We start from the raw sequence: 17,562 nt of genomic DNA, 5'->3' as shown, positions 1-17,562 counted from the left end.
GAAGGTCTAAAAGCATTGCCGGCATGTCTCGCGAGGTCAGCGATAGCCGGCAGTGCCGCGGGCGAGGAATGGGCCGCTCGGCAAGCCGGTCGGTGAACCGCCGCGCGGCTCGAGGCTGACGGCAAGCGTCGAGCCTTCGGTTATCTTCGTCCGCATGGCAGGAGGAACCCGGAACTCGCCTTCGCCGGACTGCGGCAACACTCCGAGGGAGATCGCCGGGTCGCTGCCCCGCAGCAGCCAGAACTCGAGGGATCTTTCGCCGTCACCGCCTGCCGCGACCGGCGTCAGGCGCAATCGCCCGGAGCCGACATCGAAGGTTGCGACGAAACCGATCGCATTGCCCTCGCCCGAAAGCTCGGCCAGCAACGGCCGACCGCCCGATCCGCCGCCGAACAGCCCCGCCAAAGAGACCATCAGGACCGCGACGGCGGCCAGCGAGGCAAAGGCGAGGCTGCGCCAGAACGATAAGGAATCCCACAATCCGATGGAATCGTCGGCCCCCGCCTGAGCCTCGAACGCCCGGTGCTCGGCGGTAGGCAAGGCGCGCGCCTGCGCGATCGTTTCATAGGCCGTATCGAAAGTGGCGAGATTGTTGCGCCAGCGGAGAACCATTGCCGCAAAATCCCTGTCCGTCGCCATGCGCGCTTCGACCTTGCGGCGGTCCTCGGCGGACAGGACGCCCAACACGTATTCCCCGGCGATCACCTCATCGCGGCGAGAATCCCCGCTCTCGGGCTTCTGCGTGGTCATCGTTCCATGTTCTCTCACATTCGAGAGATTGCACCGTAGCAGGATCGGTCAAATCACAAATCTCGTCAATCGTGCAGGCGGCCGGTTTTTCGCCATGGACCGGCGCCAATCTTCGGCGACTTGTGTTGCCTGGATCATTCCATCAGCGGGCAACATGCGCTAGATAGCAGCCGGTATATTTCGAGGGTCGCCATGTCCGCATCAGAAAGTGAAATCCAGGCACGCCTGCTGGCTCAGGCCCTGCCCTACATGCAGCGCTACGAGAACAAGACGATCGTCGTTAAATATGGCGGCCATGCCATGGGCAATCCCGAGCTCGGGCGCGCCTTCGCCAGCGACATCGCGCTTCTGAAGCAGTCCGGCGTCAACCCGATCGTCGTCCACGGTGGCGGCCCGCAGATCGGCGCCATGCTCAACAAGATGGGCATCGAATCGAAGTTCGAGGGCGGCCTGCGCGTCACCGACGAGAAAACCGTCGAGATCGTCGAAATGGTGCTCGCCGGTTCGATCAACAAGGAGATCGTCGCGCTCATCAACCAGACCGGCGAATGGGCGATCGGCCTTTGCGGCAAGGACGGCAACATGGTCTTTGCGGAAAAGGCGCGCAAGACCATCAAGGACCCGGATTCCAATATCGAACGCGTCCTCGATCTCGGCTTCGTCGGCGAAGTGGTCGAAGTGGACCGCACGCTCCTCGATCTGCTGGCGCGCTCGGAAATGATCCCGGTGATCGCGCCGGTGGCCCCCGGCCGTGACGGCCATACCTACAACATCAACGCCGACACCTTCGCAGGCGCGATTGCCGGCGCGCTCAACGCGACGCGCCTCCTGTTCCTGACCGACGTTCCGGGGGTTCTCGACAAGCAGGGCAATCTCATCAAGGAGCTTTCGGTCGCCCAGGCGCACGCGCTGATCGCCGACGGCACGATTTCTGGCGGCATGATCCCCAAGGTCGAGACCTGCATGGAGGCGATCAAGGCCGGCGTCCAGGGCGTCGTCATCCTCAACGGCAAGACCGCTCATTCCGTGCTCTTGGAGATCTTCACCGAACGCGGCGCCGGCACGCTGATCGTGCCGTGAGGTAACCGCCCCGCGAGAATTGCCCCTCTCCTCGGGTTTAACCGAGGACTAGCCCTCTCCCCGCGCGCGGGGCGAGGGGACTTAGGAGGGCGCCGCGCGTCTCCTTCGCCCCGCCTGCGGGGAGAAGGTGCCGGCAGGCGGATGAGGGGCAAACTCTTGCCAACCTATTTCCCACCCCCCCCATATACCTTCTCCGCCTCGCCGCGCAGCCAGGCGATCATCGCCCGATAGGGAAACGGTCCGTAGCTGACCCGAGCGACGCCCGCGGCGGCAAGCGTGGCGAGGTCCGGCGCGCCGGGCCGCATCATCACGTTCACCGGCAGCGGCGACGCAGCGCAAAGCTTGCCGATCAGGTCGACATCGACGAGCCACGGCGCGAAGAAGCCGCTCGCCCCCGCTTCGGCATAGGTCTTGGCTCGGGTGATCGCACCCTCCAGCAAACCTGCATGGCGCGTTGTATCGTTTTCCTGCAGGAACAGGTCGGTGCGGGCGTTGATGAAGAGCGGCACGTTCTGGCGCTCCGCCATGTCGCGGATCGCCCGGATGCGGGCCGCCTGCTTGTCGATCGGATGAACCCCGCCCTTGCCGACGACCTGATCCTCGAAATTGATGCCGATTGCACCGGCATCGATCAGTTGCGCCACATTGGCGGCACCCTGGGCCGGGTCTTCCGAATAGGCGCCTTCGAAATCGACCGACAGCGGCAGGTCGGTCGCCGCGACGATCTCGCGCGCGATCTCGACCAGCAATTGCAGCGGGATCTTCTGCCCGTCGCCGAAACCATGCGCGGCCGCCACCGACCAGCTCCCCGTGGCCAGCGCCTTGGCGCCGGCCTCGGCCACGCAATGGGCACTGCCCGCATCCCAGATATTGTAAAGAACGATCGGATCGCCCTTGCGGTGCAGCGCCTGAAAGGCACGCGCCCTTTCCTCCTGGTTCATCGCATCTCCTCCGTAAACAGTCCGACAGGTCTCATCTTTCCTTCATGCCGAAGCAGCCACTGCTTTCGCTCGAGGCCGCCACCGTATCCCGTCAGCGATCCGTCCGCGCCGACGCAGCGATGGCATGGGACAACGATCGCGATGCAGTTGGCGCCGTTGGCTCTCGCCACGGCCCGCACAGTCTCAATGGTAGCGACTTCCCGGGCAATGTCGCTATAGGATCGCGTCTCGCCGATCGGGATTTGCATGAGCCTCGCCCATACCTGCCGCTCGAAGGCGCTGCCGTCGAGAGCGAGCGGCGTCAGAAACTCACCGGACAGTCCGGCGAAATAGGCCTTGAGTTCCGTCTCGATCTGCTCGATGGGCGGCGTCCTGCCCGGCACGACGGCCGACCGCGCCGTTCGCTTCAGCCTCTCCATCTCGGCGGGCAAAGCCTTGCGATCGTGGAACTCGAGCAAGTGCAGGTGCGTCTGGTCGGCGACCGCTACCATCGGCCCGAGCGGCGTGTCGATCCAATCGGCAAAGAGCAGTTCGCGGCCCTGCGCCTTCGCCGGCGCTTCGCCGATCAGCCGCGCGAAGGCAGCGCGAAAACCGCTTGGCGACTCGTAGCCCGCATCGACCTGCGCCGCGATGACGCTCGCCCCGGCGGAAAGCTGCCGCGCAGCCTCCCCCATGCGCCGCTGGCGGGCGAGGTCGAGAAAGGTCACGCCGAGGCTTCGCTTGAACGTGCGGCGGACGGTCGACGGATCGAGACCGCGCCGCACGAGGTCGTCCTCGGTCCAGCGACGGTCCGGATGCCGATCGAGGAGCTTCAGCAGTTGTTCGACGAGCGGCTCCTTGCCGGCAGCCTGCTCCAGCGGCCGGCATCGCTCGCAGGGCCTGAAACCCGAATTGACGCAGGCCGCGATGCTGTCGAAAAACAGGGTGTTCTCCCGCTTCGGCTTGCGGGCCGGGCAGGAAAGCCGGCAGAAGATGCCAGTGCTCTTCACGCAGGCGAAGGCCTGGCCCTCATAGTCGGAACTGCGGGCCAGCAGCGCGTCGTAAAGGATGTCGTCGTTCGGCAAATCGAAAAGCATGCCCGCGTTGTAGCACCCTATGATTGAATCTTCCGCCGAAATTCGGGCGCTTATTCTACATCGGAATGCACCGACTAGAGCACGAGCAGCATCACGACGCCGAGCACGATCAGCAGGCAACCGACGAGTTCGAGCCGGTTGATCCATTCGCGGAAGACGAAGAAGGACGAGGCGAAGGTGAACAGCATCTCGACCTGCGCCACCACCTTGACGATCGCCGCCTGCTGCAGCGTCATCGCCATGAACCAGCCGAAGGACGCCGAGGCGCCGACGAAGCCGACGATGAAGGCGGGCTTCCAGGCCGCGCCGATCCGCGTCAACTCGCCAGGCTCGCGGGCGACGATCCAAAGGAGCATGACGACGGTCTGCAGCAGGATGACGAAACCGAGCGTGAAGCTCGCCTGCATCATATAGTCCGGCGCCGGCAGGCTGGGCGCGAGCGCCAGCGAGGCCGAACGATAGGACACCGCCGAGAGCCCGAAGAAGGTGCCGGAGAGCAGGCCGATCGCCGCGGTCGGGCTGAAGACAGAGGTCAGCAGCGACCGGGCGCTGAGCGTCGTGCGGGCAACGGAGATCAGCATGACCCCGACCACCGAGATGGCGATCGCCACCAGCGTCCCCTGGCTTGCCCTTTCGCCGAGAAAGATCAGCCCAAAGAGCGCCGCCTGGGCCGGCTCGGTGCGGGAATAGGCGGTGCCGACCGCGAAGTTGCGGAAGGAGAAGAGGTGAACGAGCAGGAATGTCGCGGCGATCTGCGCCAAACCGCCGATGATTGCCCAGAGAAAGAAGGAGCCGTTCGGCACCGGCAGAGGGTGGCCCGAAACGCGCCAAAGCAGGAGGAGATAGAGGAGCGCGAAGGGCAGTCCGAAGCCGAAGCGCACGAAGGTGGCGCCGGTCGTGCCCATGGCGCCCTTCAGGTGCTTCTGCATGGAGGAGCGGATATTCTGCAGAAAGGCCGCGCCGATGGTGATGAGAACCCAGGTTTCCATGGCTGCGAGCTAGCACGCAGGTCAGGACATTGCCAAGAACTCCGTGGAGCTACGGTGTTTCGGTCCGCTTTTCCTGAACCTCCGCCAGATCGATGGCGTGACCGAATACGAGCGGCGGCCCGTCCTCCTCGAATGTCTTCACGCGCTGGTCGTAGCTCGGCGAGATCGTGCCCAGCACACGATCCCAGAACGAGAAATAGTTGCCGTAGTTGTACCGGAACCCCGAATGATGCTGGTCATGGAACGTCGTGGACAACAGAGGGGACGGATAACGCGTCGTCGATGAGGCGAAATACTCGAAGCCACAGTGCCCGAACATGCCGTTGAAATGCTCGAACAGTCTTTGCCCGATGAGAATCGCCGGCGGAAACGGAACGACGAAAACGATGACGGCTGAAAAGCCCTGCAATAGAAAATTGTCTAAGACATCCTCCGAATAGGTGCTCCAGATCGTTGGTGCGACACTTTTGTGATGGAGTGCGTGCAGGGGATAGAGCCACTTGGTGTGCAGCAGCCGGTGCATGAAATAGAACCAGGTATCGTAGAGGAACATGCACAGGACAAAGAGCGGCACCGCCGTCCACCAACTGAAGGCCCAGGGCGCCGGCGCGCAGCCCTTTTGCTGGGCGTAGAGGCCGATCGTCAGCGGCAGGCAGGCGCTGAACATCGACGCCAGGCTCTGGCGGATTTCCGCCTTGCGGCGCTTGTCGGAACCGCGCCCCTTCTGAATCTTCCGCTGAGGATTGCGGTCGTTGACCCAGGTCAGGCCGTAGCCGAGGGCGAAATAGGTAACGACCGTCGTGGCGTAGAATCCGAACAGAAACATGAGATAGAACAGTTCGTCCGACATCAGCACCTGCATCCCCCGAGCGAAAGCTGCGCCGGGCGGAAGATGCCATGCCTCTTTGACAATTCAAAGTAGAAATGTTCACGGCAGCAGGCGGGCCTCCGAGGCGGGGGACGCATTTTCTCGTTTGCCGCCGCCCATACCCATGTCATAACCCGCTCATGAAAAAGCTCGACCGCCTGCCGACCCACGCCGAATTCGCCCATGTCACCGAGTGGGTCTTCGATCTCGACAACACGCTCTACCCGCATCACGTCAATCTCTTCGCGCAGATCGACCGCAACATGACGGCCTATGTGGCCGAACTCCTGTCGCTCGAGCCCTCGGAGGCAAAGAAGCTGCAGAAGGAATATTACCGCGATCACGGCACGACCCTGCAGGGCCTGATGCTCCATCACGGCATCGATCCGAACGATTTTCTCGAACGGGCGCATGCGATCGACTACAGCGTGGTGCCGGCAAATCCCGATCTTGGCGAGGCGATCAAGGCACTCCCCGGCCGCAAGTTCATCTTCACCAATGGCAGCGTCGCCCATGCGCAGATGACGGCCCGCGCGCTCGGCATTCTCGACCATTTCGACGACATTTTCGACATCGTCGCCGCCGGCTACCTGCCGAAGCCGGCCGGCGATACCTACGACAAGTTCATGAGCCTGCACCGCGTCGACACGCAGCATGCAGCAATGTTCGAGGACCTGCCGCGCAACCTGCTGGTCCCGAAGGCCCTCGGCATGACGACCATCCTGCTGGTGCCGCGCAATCTCGAATATGAGTTCGCGGAAGCCTGGGAGACCTCCAGCGACGCCGACGAGCAGATCGATTACGTCACCGAGGATCTCGCCGGCTTCCTGCGCCGCGTGGTGGCGGCGGACTAAACGCCCGCCCGAACCCTACCGCCTGCCCGACGCCATAGGCACGGCGTGGGGATCCACCGACTCGTAGAAGCGGGCAATGATCTGCCACGCCTCTTCGGCGGTTTCCACGAAATGCAAGAGGTCGATATCGTTTGGGGCGATCGTGCCGAATTCGGCGAGCGCCTCGAAATTGATGATCGAGCGCCAGAACTTCTCGCCGAACAGAACGAGCGGCACGAGTGCCAGGCGACCGGTCTGCATCAGCGTCATGGTCTCGAACAGCTCGTCGAGCGTGCCGAAGCCGCCCGGGAAGACCGCCACCGCCTTGGCGCGGAGCAGGAAATGCATCTTGCGAATGGCGAAATAGTGAAAGTTGAAGGACAGCTCCGGCGTGACGTAGCTGTTCGGCGCCTGCTCGTGCGGCAGGACGATATTGAGGCCGATCGACGGTGCGCCGACATCCGCGGCACCGCGGTTTCCGGCCTCCATGACGCCGGGACCCCCGCCGGTCACGATCACGTATTCCTTGTGGCCGAGCTTGGCGGACTGCTCGGAACAAAGCCGCGCGAACTTGCGCGCCTCGTCGTAATAGACCGAAGCGGCTTCCAGGTTCTTGCGCTGCGTCTCGTTCTTGGCCGCCCAGGCTTCGCCGCCCGGTTCCGGAATGCGCGCGCCGCCGAACATGACGACGGTCGAGTTGATGCCGCGTTCCTCGAGCATCATCTCCGTCTTCAGAAGCTCGAGCTGCAGGCGCACGGGCCTCAGTTCCTCGCGGCACAGGAAATCGTCGTCGATATAGGCTAGCCGATAGGTCGGAGAGGCCGATTGGGGCGTCAGCGGAACGGTCGAGGCGCGCTGCCTGCTTTGCGAGCTGTCTGCCAGCGGATCCCAAACCCCGCCCTTGCCGCGCAAACTGCGCTTCTTCATGCGTCCCATATGTCCTCGTCCCGTCGTGTTCCGAACAGCCGGCACCTCGTCCGGACATGTTCTTTCATGCTTTTCAGCCATAAGTGCGTCTCTCTGCCGGAAACGGGCAGGCTTGCCAAGTCCCTCGTTCGGAGAGCGGGCCGAAAAGCCCTTCAACTTTTCGGACCCGAGCGCCGCAAGGATGCACTTTTTTCGGGCGTGAATGGGGGCTGCCGCCCTCTGAATTGCCCGCCAAATCCCTCCTTTAATCGGTTCCGATTCGAGGGATTATGCAGTAGAGCTTGCTGGACAACGCGAACATAAGGAAATCCGATGACGAACCACGACCTCGCCTCCCTGTCGCAGACGATCGAGACCGCCTTCGATAATCGCGAGGCCGTCAGCACAAGCACGCGCGGGCCGATACGCGACGCCGTAGAGGCGGCACTGAACCTGCTCGACGGCGGCAAGGTGCGCGTCGCCGAACGCGGCGCCGACGGGATCTGGACCGTCAACCAGTGGCTCAAGAAGGCCGTGCTGCTCTCCTTCCGGCTGAACCCCATGGAGCTCGTCAAGGGCGGACCGGGCGAGTCGGTCTGGTGGGACAAGGTGCCGTCCAAATTCGACGGCTGGAGCGTCAACGAGTTCGAGAAGGCCGGCTTCCGAGCCGTGCCGAACTGCGTCGTGCGGCGTTCCGCCTATATCGCCCCCAATGCAGTCCTGATGCCCTCCTTCGTCAATCTCGGCGCCTATGTCGGCGAGGGAACGATGGTCGACACCTGGGCAACCGTCGGCTCCTGCGCACAGATCGGCAAGAACGTGCATCTTTCCGGCGGCGTCGGTATCGGCGGCGTGCTCGAACCGATGCAGGCCGGGCCGACGATCATCGAGGACAATTGCTTCATCGGCGCGCGCTCCGAGGTCGTCGAAGGCTGCATCGTCCGCGAGGGCTCGGTCCTCGGCATGGGCGTCTTTATCGGCAAGTCGACGAAGATCGTCGACCGCGCCACCGGCGAAGTCATGTATGGCGAAGTGCCGCCTTATTCCGTCGTCGTCGCCGGCTCGATGCCGTCCGGCTCGACCATGGCCAACGGCCAGCCGGCGCCGAACCTCTACTGCGCCGTCATCGTCAAGCGGGTCGACGAGAAGACCCGGTCGAAGACCGGCATCAACGAACTGCTCCGGGATTGATCATGGCCGAGGAGGGGCGGCAGCCGAGCATGACCTGGCTGTTCTTCAGCCCCTCCGGTCGGATCGGCCGCCTGCCCTTCTTTCTCTCCTGGCTTTTCTGGTTCGTCGTCGGCGGCATCATCCTGATGCAGATGCTGAAATACGAGGACCAGGACGCGGCGCTGGCGCTCTGGACGCTGGCTGTGATCGGCTCCGGCATCGCCTCGACCATTTCGATCGCCATGCTGGCGATCAAGCGGCTGCACGATATCGGCTATCCGGGCCCGCTCGCGCTCTGCCTGTTCATCCCGGTATTGAGCCCCATCGTCTTCATCGCACTCTGTCTCTGGCCCGGCGCGCCAGGCGCCAACGAGTTCGGCGGGCGCCGCAACGGCCCCGCGCGTTGACCATCCGGCCCTGTACATTCCCTCTCCCAACGCGTATGTAGCCCCGCAAATGAACAGGGCCGCGACGTTGGCCGCGGCTATCGACGCCTGAGGACGACCCGACTTATGGTCCGCTCGTCTTCGGCGCGACGACCGAAATCCGAAAGACAGGACATGACAGAGTTCGAAGGGATCGCGCCCTCGATCGCCGCGGCATTGGCGAAACGCGGCTACAACACGCTGACACCGGTTCAGGAGGCGATGCGCGACCCGGCGCTCGACGGCGCCGACGCGCTGGTTTCCGCTCAGACCGGCTCCGGCAAGACCGTTGCCTTCGGCTTGGCGCTGGCGCCGACGCTGCTCGGAACGACAAGGCAATTCGGCACTCCGGAGGCGCCGCTGGCGCTTGTCATCGCGCCGACGCGCGAGCTGGCCCTGCAGGTCAAGCGCGAGCTTGAATGGCTCTACGAGATTGCCGGGGCGACGATCGCGTCCTGTGTCGGCGGCATGGACATCCGCAGCGAACGACGCGCGCTCGAACGCGGCGCCCACATCGTCGTCGGCACGCCGGGCCGGCTCTGCGACCATATCCGCCGCGACTCGCTCGACATCTCGGCGCTGCGCGCCGTGGTGCTCGACGAGGCGGACGAGATGCTCGATCTCGGCTTCCGCGAGGATCTGGAATTCATTCTCGAGGCGTCGCCGCCCGAACGCCGCACGCTGATGTTCTCGGCGACCGTGCCGCGCTCGATCGCCACGCTTGCCAAGAACTACCAGCGCGACGCGGTGCGGATCGGGGTTGCATCCGAGCAAAAGCAGCACGGCGATATCGAATACCGGTCGCTTCTCGTCGCTCCGAGCGATCGGGAGAACGCCATCATAAACGTGCTGCGCTACTACGAAGCCCGCAACGCGATCGTCTTCTGCTCGACCCGCGCTGCGGTCAACCACCTGACGGCCCGCTTCAACAATCGCGGCTTCTCGGTGGTCGCGCTCTCGGGCGAACTCAGCCAGAACGAGCGCACCCACGCGCTTCAGGCGATGCGCGACGGCCGTGCCCGGGTCTGCATCGCCACCGACGTCGCCGCCCGTGGCATCGACCTGCCGGGCCTCGAGCTCGTCATCCATGCGGATCTGCCGACCAATTCCGAGACGCTTCTGCACCGCAGCGGCCGCACCGGTCGGGCGGGCCAGAAGGGCGTCAGCGCATTGATCGTACCGGTCAATCAGCGGCGGAAAGCGGAGCGGCTCCTGGATGGCGCCCGCATCACCGCCGCCTGGGCGAAGCCGCCGTCGGCAGAAGACGTGACAAGCCGCGACGACGAGCGTCTGATTGCCGACGCGGCCTTCGACGAGGCGCTGGGCGACGACGAGCAAGCGATCGTCGAGGCGCTGATCGCGCGCCATGGCGCCGAGAAGCTGGCCGCCGCCTTCGTGCGGCAGTTCCGCTCGCGGCACTCCGCCCCCGAGGAGCTCTCCGAGGTCTCGCTTGCGGACGATCGGAAGAAAAGCCGCCGCGACGGACCGGCTTTCACCGGCGACGAGGGCCCCGCGCCGCGCGCGGACTTCACAGACGGCCAGTGGTTCTCGCTCTCCGTCGGGCGCAAGCAGAACGCCGAACCGCGCTGGCTCATCCCGATGCTCTGCCGCCATGGCAAGCTCAGCAAGCGTGACATCGGCGCAATCCGCATGCAGCCGGAGGAAACCCATGTCGAGCTGACTGCCGAGGGCGCCGAGCGCTTCCTCTCCGCAATCGGCCCAAACCGGACACTGGAAAAGGGCATTCGCGTCAAGTCGCTGCCGGGCGCCCCGGACGGCTCGCGGCGGCGCGACGACAAGCAAGAATTCGCGAAAAAGCGGCCGCGGCCGGCAGAGGCTCAGCCGGAGCGTGGCCACAACGACTTTCAGCCGAAACGCAAGTACGAGAAGAAGCCGCCCGTCAGCGAGGACGCGCATCCGGAGAGGCGCGACGAAAAGGCCTGGAGCAAGAAGAAGGGGAAGCCTGACGCGAGAAAGGCGGCCGGCGACTTCAAGCCGAAAGCCAAGCGCAACAACGCCAAGAACCGGCAAGCCTGACTTCGCATTCTCGGGTTACGCGCCGTCGAGCTGCGATTGCGCGACCACTTTCACCACCCAGTCGGCGAAGACGCGCAGCCGGCTGCTCAAATGCCGGTTCGGCGGATAGACCAGATAGACCGGCATCGGGTCGACCTGCCAATCGGCGAGCACCGGGACCATGGTGCCGGCGCGGAGATCGTCGCGCACCATGAACTGCGGCGCCTGGATGACGCCCATCCCCGCCCGCGCGGCCGCGACATAGGTCGTCGCCTCGTTCGCTGCGACTGTATAGCGGCAATTGACCTCGATTTCCTCGCTGCCGCGCCGGAAGTGGAAGGGCATCTGCTGACCGGTGGTCGGCCGGAAATAGCCGACGGCATAGCAGTTCTTCTCGAGGTCGGAGGGATGCTGCGGCGCCGGGTGCCTTTCGAGGAAATCCGGCGTGGCGCAGGTGGTGAACTTCATCTCCGTGATGCGTCGGGCGATCAGCGACTGGTCCGTCAGCGCACCGCCACGGATCGCACAATCGACGTTCTCGGCCAGATAATCGACGTTGCGGTCGGACACGCCGAGATCGATCTGGATATCGGGGTACTTGCGGTGAAACTCAGGGAGCGCCGGAATGATGATCAGGTTGGCGAAGGCGCTCGCGGTTTCGACGCGCAGCCGGCCCTTCGGCAGGCTCTGGGCGCTCGACAGGCTGCCATCCAGTTCGTCGATGTCGGAGAGCAGGCGCGCGGCGCGTTCGTAGTAGAGCGCACCGTCCGGCGTTACCAGAACCCGCCGGGTCGTGCGATTGAGAAGCTTGGTGCGAAGATGCGCCTCCAGGCCTTGAATGAGATTGGTGACGGTCGCCTTCGGCATGTTGAGCGAGGCGGAGGCCCGGGTGAAATTGCCGGTCTCCACCACTCGAAGGAACACGCGCATGGCCGTAAGCTGGTCCATTTTCAATAGCCAATTGTTCGAAATACCGAATAGTGTAATCAGAACCCACTGACTATTCCAGAAGAAAGACAATGTTAGGATGTGACCGTCGCGGGTTGTCCCTCATCTAGGGATTCACCCATTGTCGAGGCAAGAGATGGACACGCATTTTACCGAAGAGACGATGCAGACGGGCCAGGGCTCGTGCCGCGCACGCGTCTACAAGGGTGCGTCGTTGCTCGCGCCGCCGCCGGTCGTCCTGCATCTGCACGGCGGAAGCTTCACGGGAGATTCGGTCGCGGCCGGAGAGAAGGTTGCCGGGGCCCTCGCCGCTGCCGGTGCGGTCGTCGTCTCGCCGGAATATCCGTCGGCCTGCCTCAACCCGTTTCCGGCGGCTCTCGACACCGCCTATGCCATGCTGGCTTCCATGCGCAGCCGCTGCCCGCAGTTCGCGCACAAGAAGTCGCTGCTGTTCGTCGCGGGCGAGGAGGCAGGCGGCAACCTCGCCGCCGGCTTGGCGCTGATGGCGCGGGACCAGTTTCTGACCGACCTCAAGGGCCAGATCCTGCTGTCACCGCTGCTCGACCCCTGCCTGGCGACGCCGTCGTTCCGCAAGTTCTGTCCGCAGAGCTCTGTCCAATCGATCGCCGACGGCTGGCAGCAATATCTCGGTGAAGGCAGCGGCCTGACCCACCCTTACGCGGCGCCCGGCCATTGCACCCGGCTCGGCGGTCTCGTTCCGGCCCTCGTGGTCACCAGCGAGGAGTGTCCGATGCGCGACGAGGCAAAGGCCTATGCCGAGCGCCTGCGCGCAGCCGGCGTTCCGGTGGAGATGCACGTCCTGCCCGGCCGTGCCGCCTGGGTCCCGGCCAATGTCTCGGCCCAGAAAAGCTGGCCCGAACAGGAAGAAATCATATCCGGCATTTTCTCCCGCTTCTTCGAGAAGGCGGGAGCGAAGGCCACACAGAAGTAAGCAGACATTTTTTAGAGCCGGCTCCCAACCGGCAAGGAGAGATCATGACGTCGAGCGTTACTCGCCGCGCCCTGTGGGGTGCCGGCCTCAGCATTCTATTGTCCGTCGCCGGCGGCGGTGCCGTCCTTCTCGGCCTGCCTGCCCGCCTGCAGGCGGATGCCACAACTGAAGCGGCGCCCGCCGCGCCGCCGGCCGTGCCGGTTTCCGTCGCCCAGGCGGAAACGCGCCGGATCACCACTTGGGAGAGCTTCTCCGGCCGGCTCGAGGCGATCGAGCGGGTCGAGGTTCGCCCGCGCGTCGGCGGGGCGATCCTCAGCGCCCATTTCCGGGAGGGTGCGCTCGTCGAGAAGGGCGACCTGCTCGTGACCATCGACCCCGAACCCTATGCGGCAGCGGTCGAGCGCGCGGAAGCGGAGGTGGCGGCCGCGGAAGCCCGGGTGGCACTCGCCAAGACCGAGCTCGAGCGCGGCCGCAAGCTGGTTTCCACCAGCGCCATTCCGCAGAGCGGCGTCGACCAGCGGCTCAGCGCCTATGACGAGGCGCAGGCGAATGTCCGGTCGGCCAAGGCGGCGCTGCGCTCCGCGCGGCTCGACCTGCAATATTCCGAGGTGCGCGCCCCGATCAGCGGCCGTGTCGGCAGGCTCGAGGTTACGGCCGGCAACCTTGTCGCGGCGGGCTCCGCCTCGCCGGTGCTGACCACGCTCGTCTCGGTCGACCCGATCTATGCGAGCTTCAATGTCAGCGAGGAAGTGGTCGCGGCAGCGCTCGCCAAGCTCTCCGCTTCCGCCGGTGCCGAGTCGATCGAGCAAATACCCGTACAGATCGGCACCGCCGCCGACGAGGGCACGCCGATCAGCGGCCATATCCAGTTGATCAACAACGAGGTGGATGCGGCAACCGGCACGATCCGCGTGCGGGCGGCGCTCCAAAATGCCGACGGCCGGCTGATCTCGGGCCAGTTCGTCCGCATCCGCATCGGCGATCCGGCGCCGGCAGAGAAGCTGGTGATCAGCGACCGCGCCATCGGCTCCGACCAGGACAAGAAATTCGTGCTGGTCGTCGGCTCCGACAACAAGGTCGAATACCGGCAGGTCACCCTCGGACCGACGGCGGACGGCCTGCGGATCATCGAGACCGGCCTGAAGCCCGGCGAGAGCATCGTCGTCAACGGTCTGCAGCGCGTCCGTCCGGGCGTCGTCGTCGCGCCGCAGCCGGCCGAGCAGGCAACCGCGTCGATCGCGAAACCATAGTTAGGCGCGCCCTGCCGCTGAGAGGCAGGGAAGCGCTTAGACATCCAACGGCATGCATCGGCGCGCGGCGGACGCTTTTCCGCCGCAGAAGCTCTTTGTTTGCCTGAAGTTCCCAAGGGGGATCGTTATGAACTTCTCACGCTTTTTCGTCGACCGCCCGGTCTTCGCGGGCGTTCTCTCCGTGCTCATCTTCGTCGCCGGCCTGATCGGCATGACCGGCCTGCCGATCTCCGAATATCCGGAGGTGGTGCCGCCGCAGATCGTCGTTCGCGCCCAGTATCCGGGCGCCAACCCGGCCGTCATCGCCGAAACTGTCGCCACACCGCTCGAAGAGCAGATCAACGGCGTCGAAGGCATGCTCTACATGCAAAGCCAGGCGACCGCCGACGGGCTGATGACCCTTACCGTCACCTTCGAGCTCGGCACCGATCCGGACCAGGCCCAGCAGCTGGTGCAGAACCGCGTCTCGCAGGCCGAGCCGCGGCTGCCGGAGGAGGTGCGCCGGCTCGGCGTCACCACCGTCAAGAGCTCGCCCGACCTGACGCTCGTCGTGCACCTGATCTCGCCGAACGGCCAGTACGACATCAACTACCTGCGCAACTACGGCGTCCTGAACGTCAAGGACCGGCTGGCCCGCGTCGAAGGCGTCGGCCAGGTCCAGATCTTCGGCGGCGGCGACTATTCGATGCGCGTCTGGATCGACCCGGAAAAGGCCGCCGAGCGAGGCCTTGCCGCGAGCGACATCGCCAATGCAATCCGCGGACAGAACGTCCAGGCGGCCGCCGGCGTGATCGGCGCCTCGCCCTCCGTTGCCGGCCTCGACCTGCAGCTCTCCGTGAACGCCCAGGGGCGTTTGAGGACGCCTGAGGACTTTGCCGATATCGTGCTTAAGTCGGGCGCCAATGGCGAGATCACCCGCCTCGGCGACGTCGCCCGCGTCGAAATGGGCGCGGCGGACTACTCGCTGCGCTCGCTACTCGACAACAAGGCGGCCGTCGGCATGGGCGTCTTCCAGGCGCCGGGCTCGAATGCCATCCAGATTTCCGAAAACGTCCACAAGGCAATGGCCGAGCTGAAGCAGACCATGCCGGAAGGCGTCGACTACGAGATCGTCTACGACACGACGCAGTTCGTCCGGGCGTCGATCGAATCGGTCGTCCATACGCTGCTCGAAGCGATCGCGCTCGTCGTGCTCGTCGTCATCGTCTTCCTCCAGACGTGGCGCGCCTCGATCATTCCGCTGGTCGCGGTGCCCGTCTCGATCGTCGGCACCTTCGCGGTGATGTATGTCTTCGGCTTCTCGATCAATGCGCTCAGCCTCTTCGGCCTGGTGCTGGCGATTGGCATCGTCGTCGACGATGCGATCGTCGTCGTCGAAAACGTCGAGCGCAACATCTCCCAGGGTCTCTCGCCGGTGCAGGCGACATATCGCGCCATGCAGGAGGTGTCCGGGCCCATCATCGCGATCGCGCTGGTGCTCGTCGCCGTCTTCGTGCCGCTCGCCTTCATCACCGGGCTGACCGGCCAGTTCTACCGCCAGTTTGCGCTGACGATCGCGATTTCGACGGTGATCTCCGCCTTCAACTCGCTGACGCTGTCGCCGGCGCTCGCCGCCCTTCTCCTGAAGGACCATCACGCGCCGAAGGACCGCCTGACGCGCATCATGGACGCGCTGTTCGGCTGGTTCTTCCGCGGCTTCAACCGCTTCTTCGGGGCGAGCTCGGAAGCCTATGGCCGCGGCGTCGGCGGCATTCTGACGCGCAAGTCGCTGATCATGGGCCTTTACGTCGTCCTCCTCGGCGTCACCTTCGCGCTGTTCCGCTCCGTTCCTGGCGGTTTCGTGCCGGCGCAGGACAAGCAATATCTGATAGGTTTTGCGCAATTGCCGGACGGGGCGACGCTGGACCGCTCGGAGGACGTCATCCGGCGGATGAGCGACATCGCGCTGAAGCACCCCGGCGTCGAACATGCCATCGCCTTCCCGGGCCTGTCGATCAACGGCTTCACCAATTCCTCGAACTCCGGCATCGTCTTCGTGTCGCTGAAGCCATTCGAGGAGCGGACGACGCCGGAACTCTCGGGCGGCGCGATCGCCATGCAGCTGAACCAGGAGTTCGGCGCGATCCAGGACGCCTTCATCGCCATGTTCCCGCCGCCGCCAGTTCAGGGGCTCGGCACGACCGGCGGCTTCAAGCTGCAGATCGAGGACAAGAATGGCCTCGGCTATCGGGCGCTGGACGACGCGGCCAAGGCCTTCCTGGCGCAGGCTGCACAGACACCGGAACTGGCCGGGCTCTATTCGAGCTACCAGATCAACGTGCCGCAGCTCTATGCCGATTTGGACCGCACCAAGGCGCGCCAGCTCGGCGTCGCGGTCACCGACGTGTTCGAGACGCTGCAGATCTATCTAGGTTCGCTCTACGTCAACGACTTCAACGCCTTCGGCCGCACTTACAGCGTGCGCATCCAGGCCGACGCGAACTATCGCAGCCACGCCGACGACATCGGCAAGCTGAAGGTCCGTTCGCAGTCGGGCGAGATGATCCCGCTGTCGGCGTTCTTGAAGGTGGAGCAGACGGTCGGTGCCGAGCGGGCGATCCGCTACAACGGCTTCCTCGCCGCCGACATCAATGGCGGCCCGGCACCGGGCTTCTCCTCCGGCCAGGCGCAGGCCGCCATCGAGCGAATCGCCGCCGAGACGCTGCCGCCCGGAATCTCCTACGAGTGGACTGATCTGACCTACCAGCAGATCCTCGCCGGCAATTCGGGCATCCTGATTTTCCCGCTGGCGCTGCTGCTCGTCTATCTGGTGCTCGCGGCGCAATATGAGAGCCTGTTGCTGCCGATCTCGATCATCCTGATCGTGCCTATGGGCATCATGGCGGCGCTCACCGGCGTCTGGCTGACCGGCGGCGACAACAACGTCTTCACGCAGATCGGCCTGATCGTGCTCGTCGGCCTCTCGGCGAAGAACGCGATCCTGATCGTCGAGTTCGCCCGCGAGCTCGAGTTGTCCGGAAAGAGCGCCGTCAGCGCCGCGATCGAGGCGAGCCGGCTGCGGCTCCGGCCAATCCTGATGACGTCGATGGCCTTCATCATGGGCGTCGTGCCGCTCGTCACTTCGACCGGCGCCGGTGCTGAAATGCGCTCGGCCATGGGCGTGGCGGTCTTTGCCGGCATGATCGGCGTCACCGCCTTCGGCATCTTCATGACGCCGGTCTTCTACGTGCTGATCCGCAAGCTCTCCGGCGAGCGGCCGCTGAAGCACGCGGGGGCGCATATCGAGGCGCCGCATCTCGCCCCGGGCGAATAGCCTTCTCCCGGAACACACATCCGACGGGCCGGACGATCGTCCGGC

Annotated in this window: 15 protein-coding genes; 8 read left to right on the top strand and 7 right to left on the bottom strand. The window is 64.8% G+C overall.

Going from position 1 to position 17,562, the window contains the following annotated elements; translation table 11 throughout:
- Nucleotides 1-36: 36 nt before the first annotated feature.
- Nucleotides 37-750, bottom strand: coding sequence for an anti-sigma factor (locus CO656_RS09625; RefSeq protein ID WP_037420659.1), 714 nt, complete (start codon nt 748-750; stop codon nt 37-39).
- Between the two features lie 192 nt (nt 751-942).
- Here CO656_RS09625 and argB point away from each other — a divergent pair, with 192 nt between their 5' ends.
- On the top strand, nt 943-1,830 hold the full coding sequence (gene argB, locus CO656_RS09620) for an acetylglutamate kinase (protein ID WP_097525571.1): 888 nt from the start codon (nt 943-945) through the stop codon (nt 1,828-1,830).
- A gap of 164 nt (nt 1,831-1,994) precedes the next feature.
- Here argB and CO656_RS09615 read toward each other — a convergent pair whose 3' ends face one another.
- The 4 genes from CO656_RS09615 to CO656_RS09600 form a co-directional block, all read right to left on the bottom strand.
- Complete coding sequence (locus CO656_RS09615) at nt 1,995-2,771, bottom strand: isocitrate lyase/phosphoenolpyruvate mutase family protein (protein ID WP_097525570.1); 777 nt, start codon at nt 2,769-2,771, stop codon at nt 1,995-1,997.
- Nucleotides 2,768-3,847 carry a trifunctional transcriptional activator/DNA repair protein Ada/methylated-DNA--[protein]-cysteine S-methyltransferase gene (locus tag CO656_RS09610; protein WP_097525569.1) on the bottom strand — a complete coding sequence of 360 codons (1,080 nt, stop codon included), beginning with the start codon at nt 3,845-3,847 and terminating at the stop codon, nt 2,768-2,770. The genes CO656_RS09615 and CO656_RS09610 overlap by 4 nt, the downstream gene beginning before the upstream one ends.
- Nucleotides 3,848-3,921: 74 nt before the next feature.
- On the bottom strand, nt 3,922-4,836 hold the full coding sequence (locus CO656_RS09605) for a DMT family transporter (protein WP_097525568.1): 915 nt from the start codon (nt 4,834-4,836) through the stop codon (nt 3,922-3,924).
- Nucleotides 4,837-4,885: 49 nt separating this feature from the next.
- The gene (locus CO656_RS09600; protein WP_179864736.1) at nt 4,886-5,686 is read right to left on the bottom strand and encodes a sterol desaturase family protein; all 801 of its coding nucleotides are present in this window, start codon (nt 5,684-5,686) and stop codon (nt 4,886-4,888) included.
- Between the two features lie 158 nt (nt 5,687-5,844).
- On the opposite strand from CO656_RS09600, the gene CO656_RS09595 reads away from it, so the two are divergent.
- The gene (locus CO656_RS09595) at nt 5,845-6,558 is read left to right on the top strand and encodes a pyrimidine 5'-nucleotidase (RefSeq protein ID WP_083854110.1); all 714 of its coding nucleotides are present in this window, start codon (nt 5,845-5,847) and stop codon (nt 6,556-6,558) included.
- Between the two features lie 15 nt (nt 6,559-6,573).
- Here the strand turns inward: CO656_RS09595 and CO656_RS09590 are convergent, their stop codons facing one another.
- On the bottom strand, nt 6,574-7,473 hold the full coding sequence (locus CO656_RS09590) for an LOG family protein (RefSeq protein ID WP_037378215.1): 900 nt from the start codon (nt 7,471-7,473) through the stop codon (nt 6,574-6,576).
- A 303-nt stretch (nt 7,474-7,776) separates the two neighbouring features.
- Between CO656_RS09590 and dapD the strand changes: the two genes are divergently transcribed.
- From dapD to CO656_RS09575, 3 genes are all read left to right on the top strand, one after another.
- Nucleotides 7,777-8,634 (top strand): 2,3,4,5-tetrahydropyridine-2,6-dicarboxylate N-succinyltransferase, encoded by an 858-nt coding sequence (gene dapD, locus CO656_RS09585; RefSeq protein ID WP_097525566.1) that lies wholly within the window; start codon nt 7,777-7,779, stop codon nt 8,632-8,634.
- A 2-nt stretch (nt 8,635-8,636) separates the two neighbouring features.
- Nucleotides 8,637-9,020: a DUF805 domain-containing protein gene (locus tag CO656_RS09580; protein ID WP_037420680.1), complete on the top strand. Its 384-nt coding sequence runs from the start codon at nt 8,637-8,639 to the stop codon at nt 9,018-9,020.
- A 153-nt stretch (nt 9,021-9,173) separates the two neighbouring features.
- A complete protein-coding gene (locus CO656_RS09575; RefSeq protein ID WP_097525565.1) occupies nt 9,174-11,075 on the top strand; it encodes a DEAD/DEAH box helicase in 1,902 nt (633 codons plus the stop codon).
- Between the two features lie 15 nt (nt 11,076-11,090).
- Here CO656_RS09575 and CO656_RS09570 read toward each other — a convergent pair whose 3' ends face one another.
- Nucleotides 11,091-12,002, bottom strand: a complete 912-nt coding sequence (locus CO656_RS09570) for a LysR family transcriptional regulator (protein WP_097525564.1) — start codon at nt 12,000-12,002, stop codon at nt 11,091-11,093.
- Between the two features lie 136 nt (nt 12,003-12,138).
- Between CO656_RS09570 and CO656_RS09565 the strand changes: the two genes are divergently transcribed.
- From CO656_RS09565 to CO656_RS09555, 3 genes are all read left to right on the top strand, one after another.
- Nucleotides 12,139-12,954: an alpha/beta hydrolase gene (locus CO656_RS09565; RefSeq protein ID WP_037420689.1), complete on the top strand. Its 816-nt coding sequence runs from the start codon at nt 12,139-12,141 to the stop codon at nt 12,952-12,954.
- A gap of 44 nt (nt 12,955-12,998) precedes the next feature.
- Nucleotides 12,999-14,204 carry an efflux RND transporter periplasmic adaptor subunit gene (locus CO656_RS09560; RefSeq protein ID WP_097525563.1) on the top strand — a complete coding sequence of 402 codons (1,206 nt, stop codon included), beginning with the start codon at nt 12,999-13,001 and terminating at the stop codon, nt 14,202-14,204.
- A 127-nt stretch (nt 14,205-14,331) separates the two neighbouring features.
- The gene (locus CO656_RS09555; protein WP_097525668.1) at nt 14,332-17,517 is read left to right on the top strand and encodes a multidrug efflux RND transporter permease subunit; all 3,186 of its coding nucleotides are present in this window, start codon (nt 14,332-14,334) and stop codon (nt 17,515-17,517) included.
- The last annotated feature ends 45 nt before the right edge of the window (nt 17,518-17,562 follow it).

The organism is Sinorhizobium sp. FG01, assembly GCF_002531875.1.
Classification (GTDB): domain Bacteria; phylum Pseudomonadota; class Alphaproteobacteria; order Rhizobiales; family Rhizobiaceae; genus Sinorhizobium; species Sinorhizobium fredii_C.
This window is presented reverse-complemented; position numbering and strand designations above follow the sequence as displayed.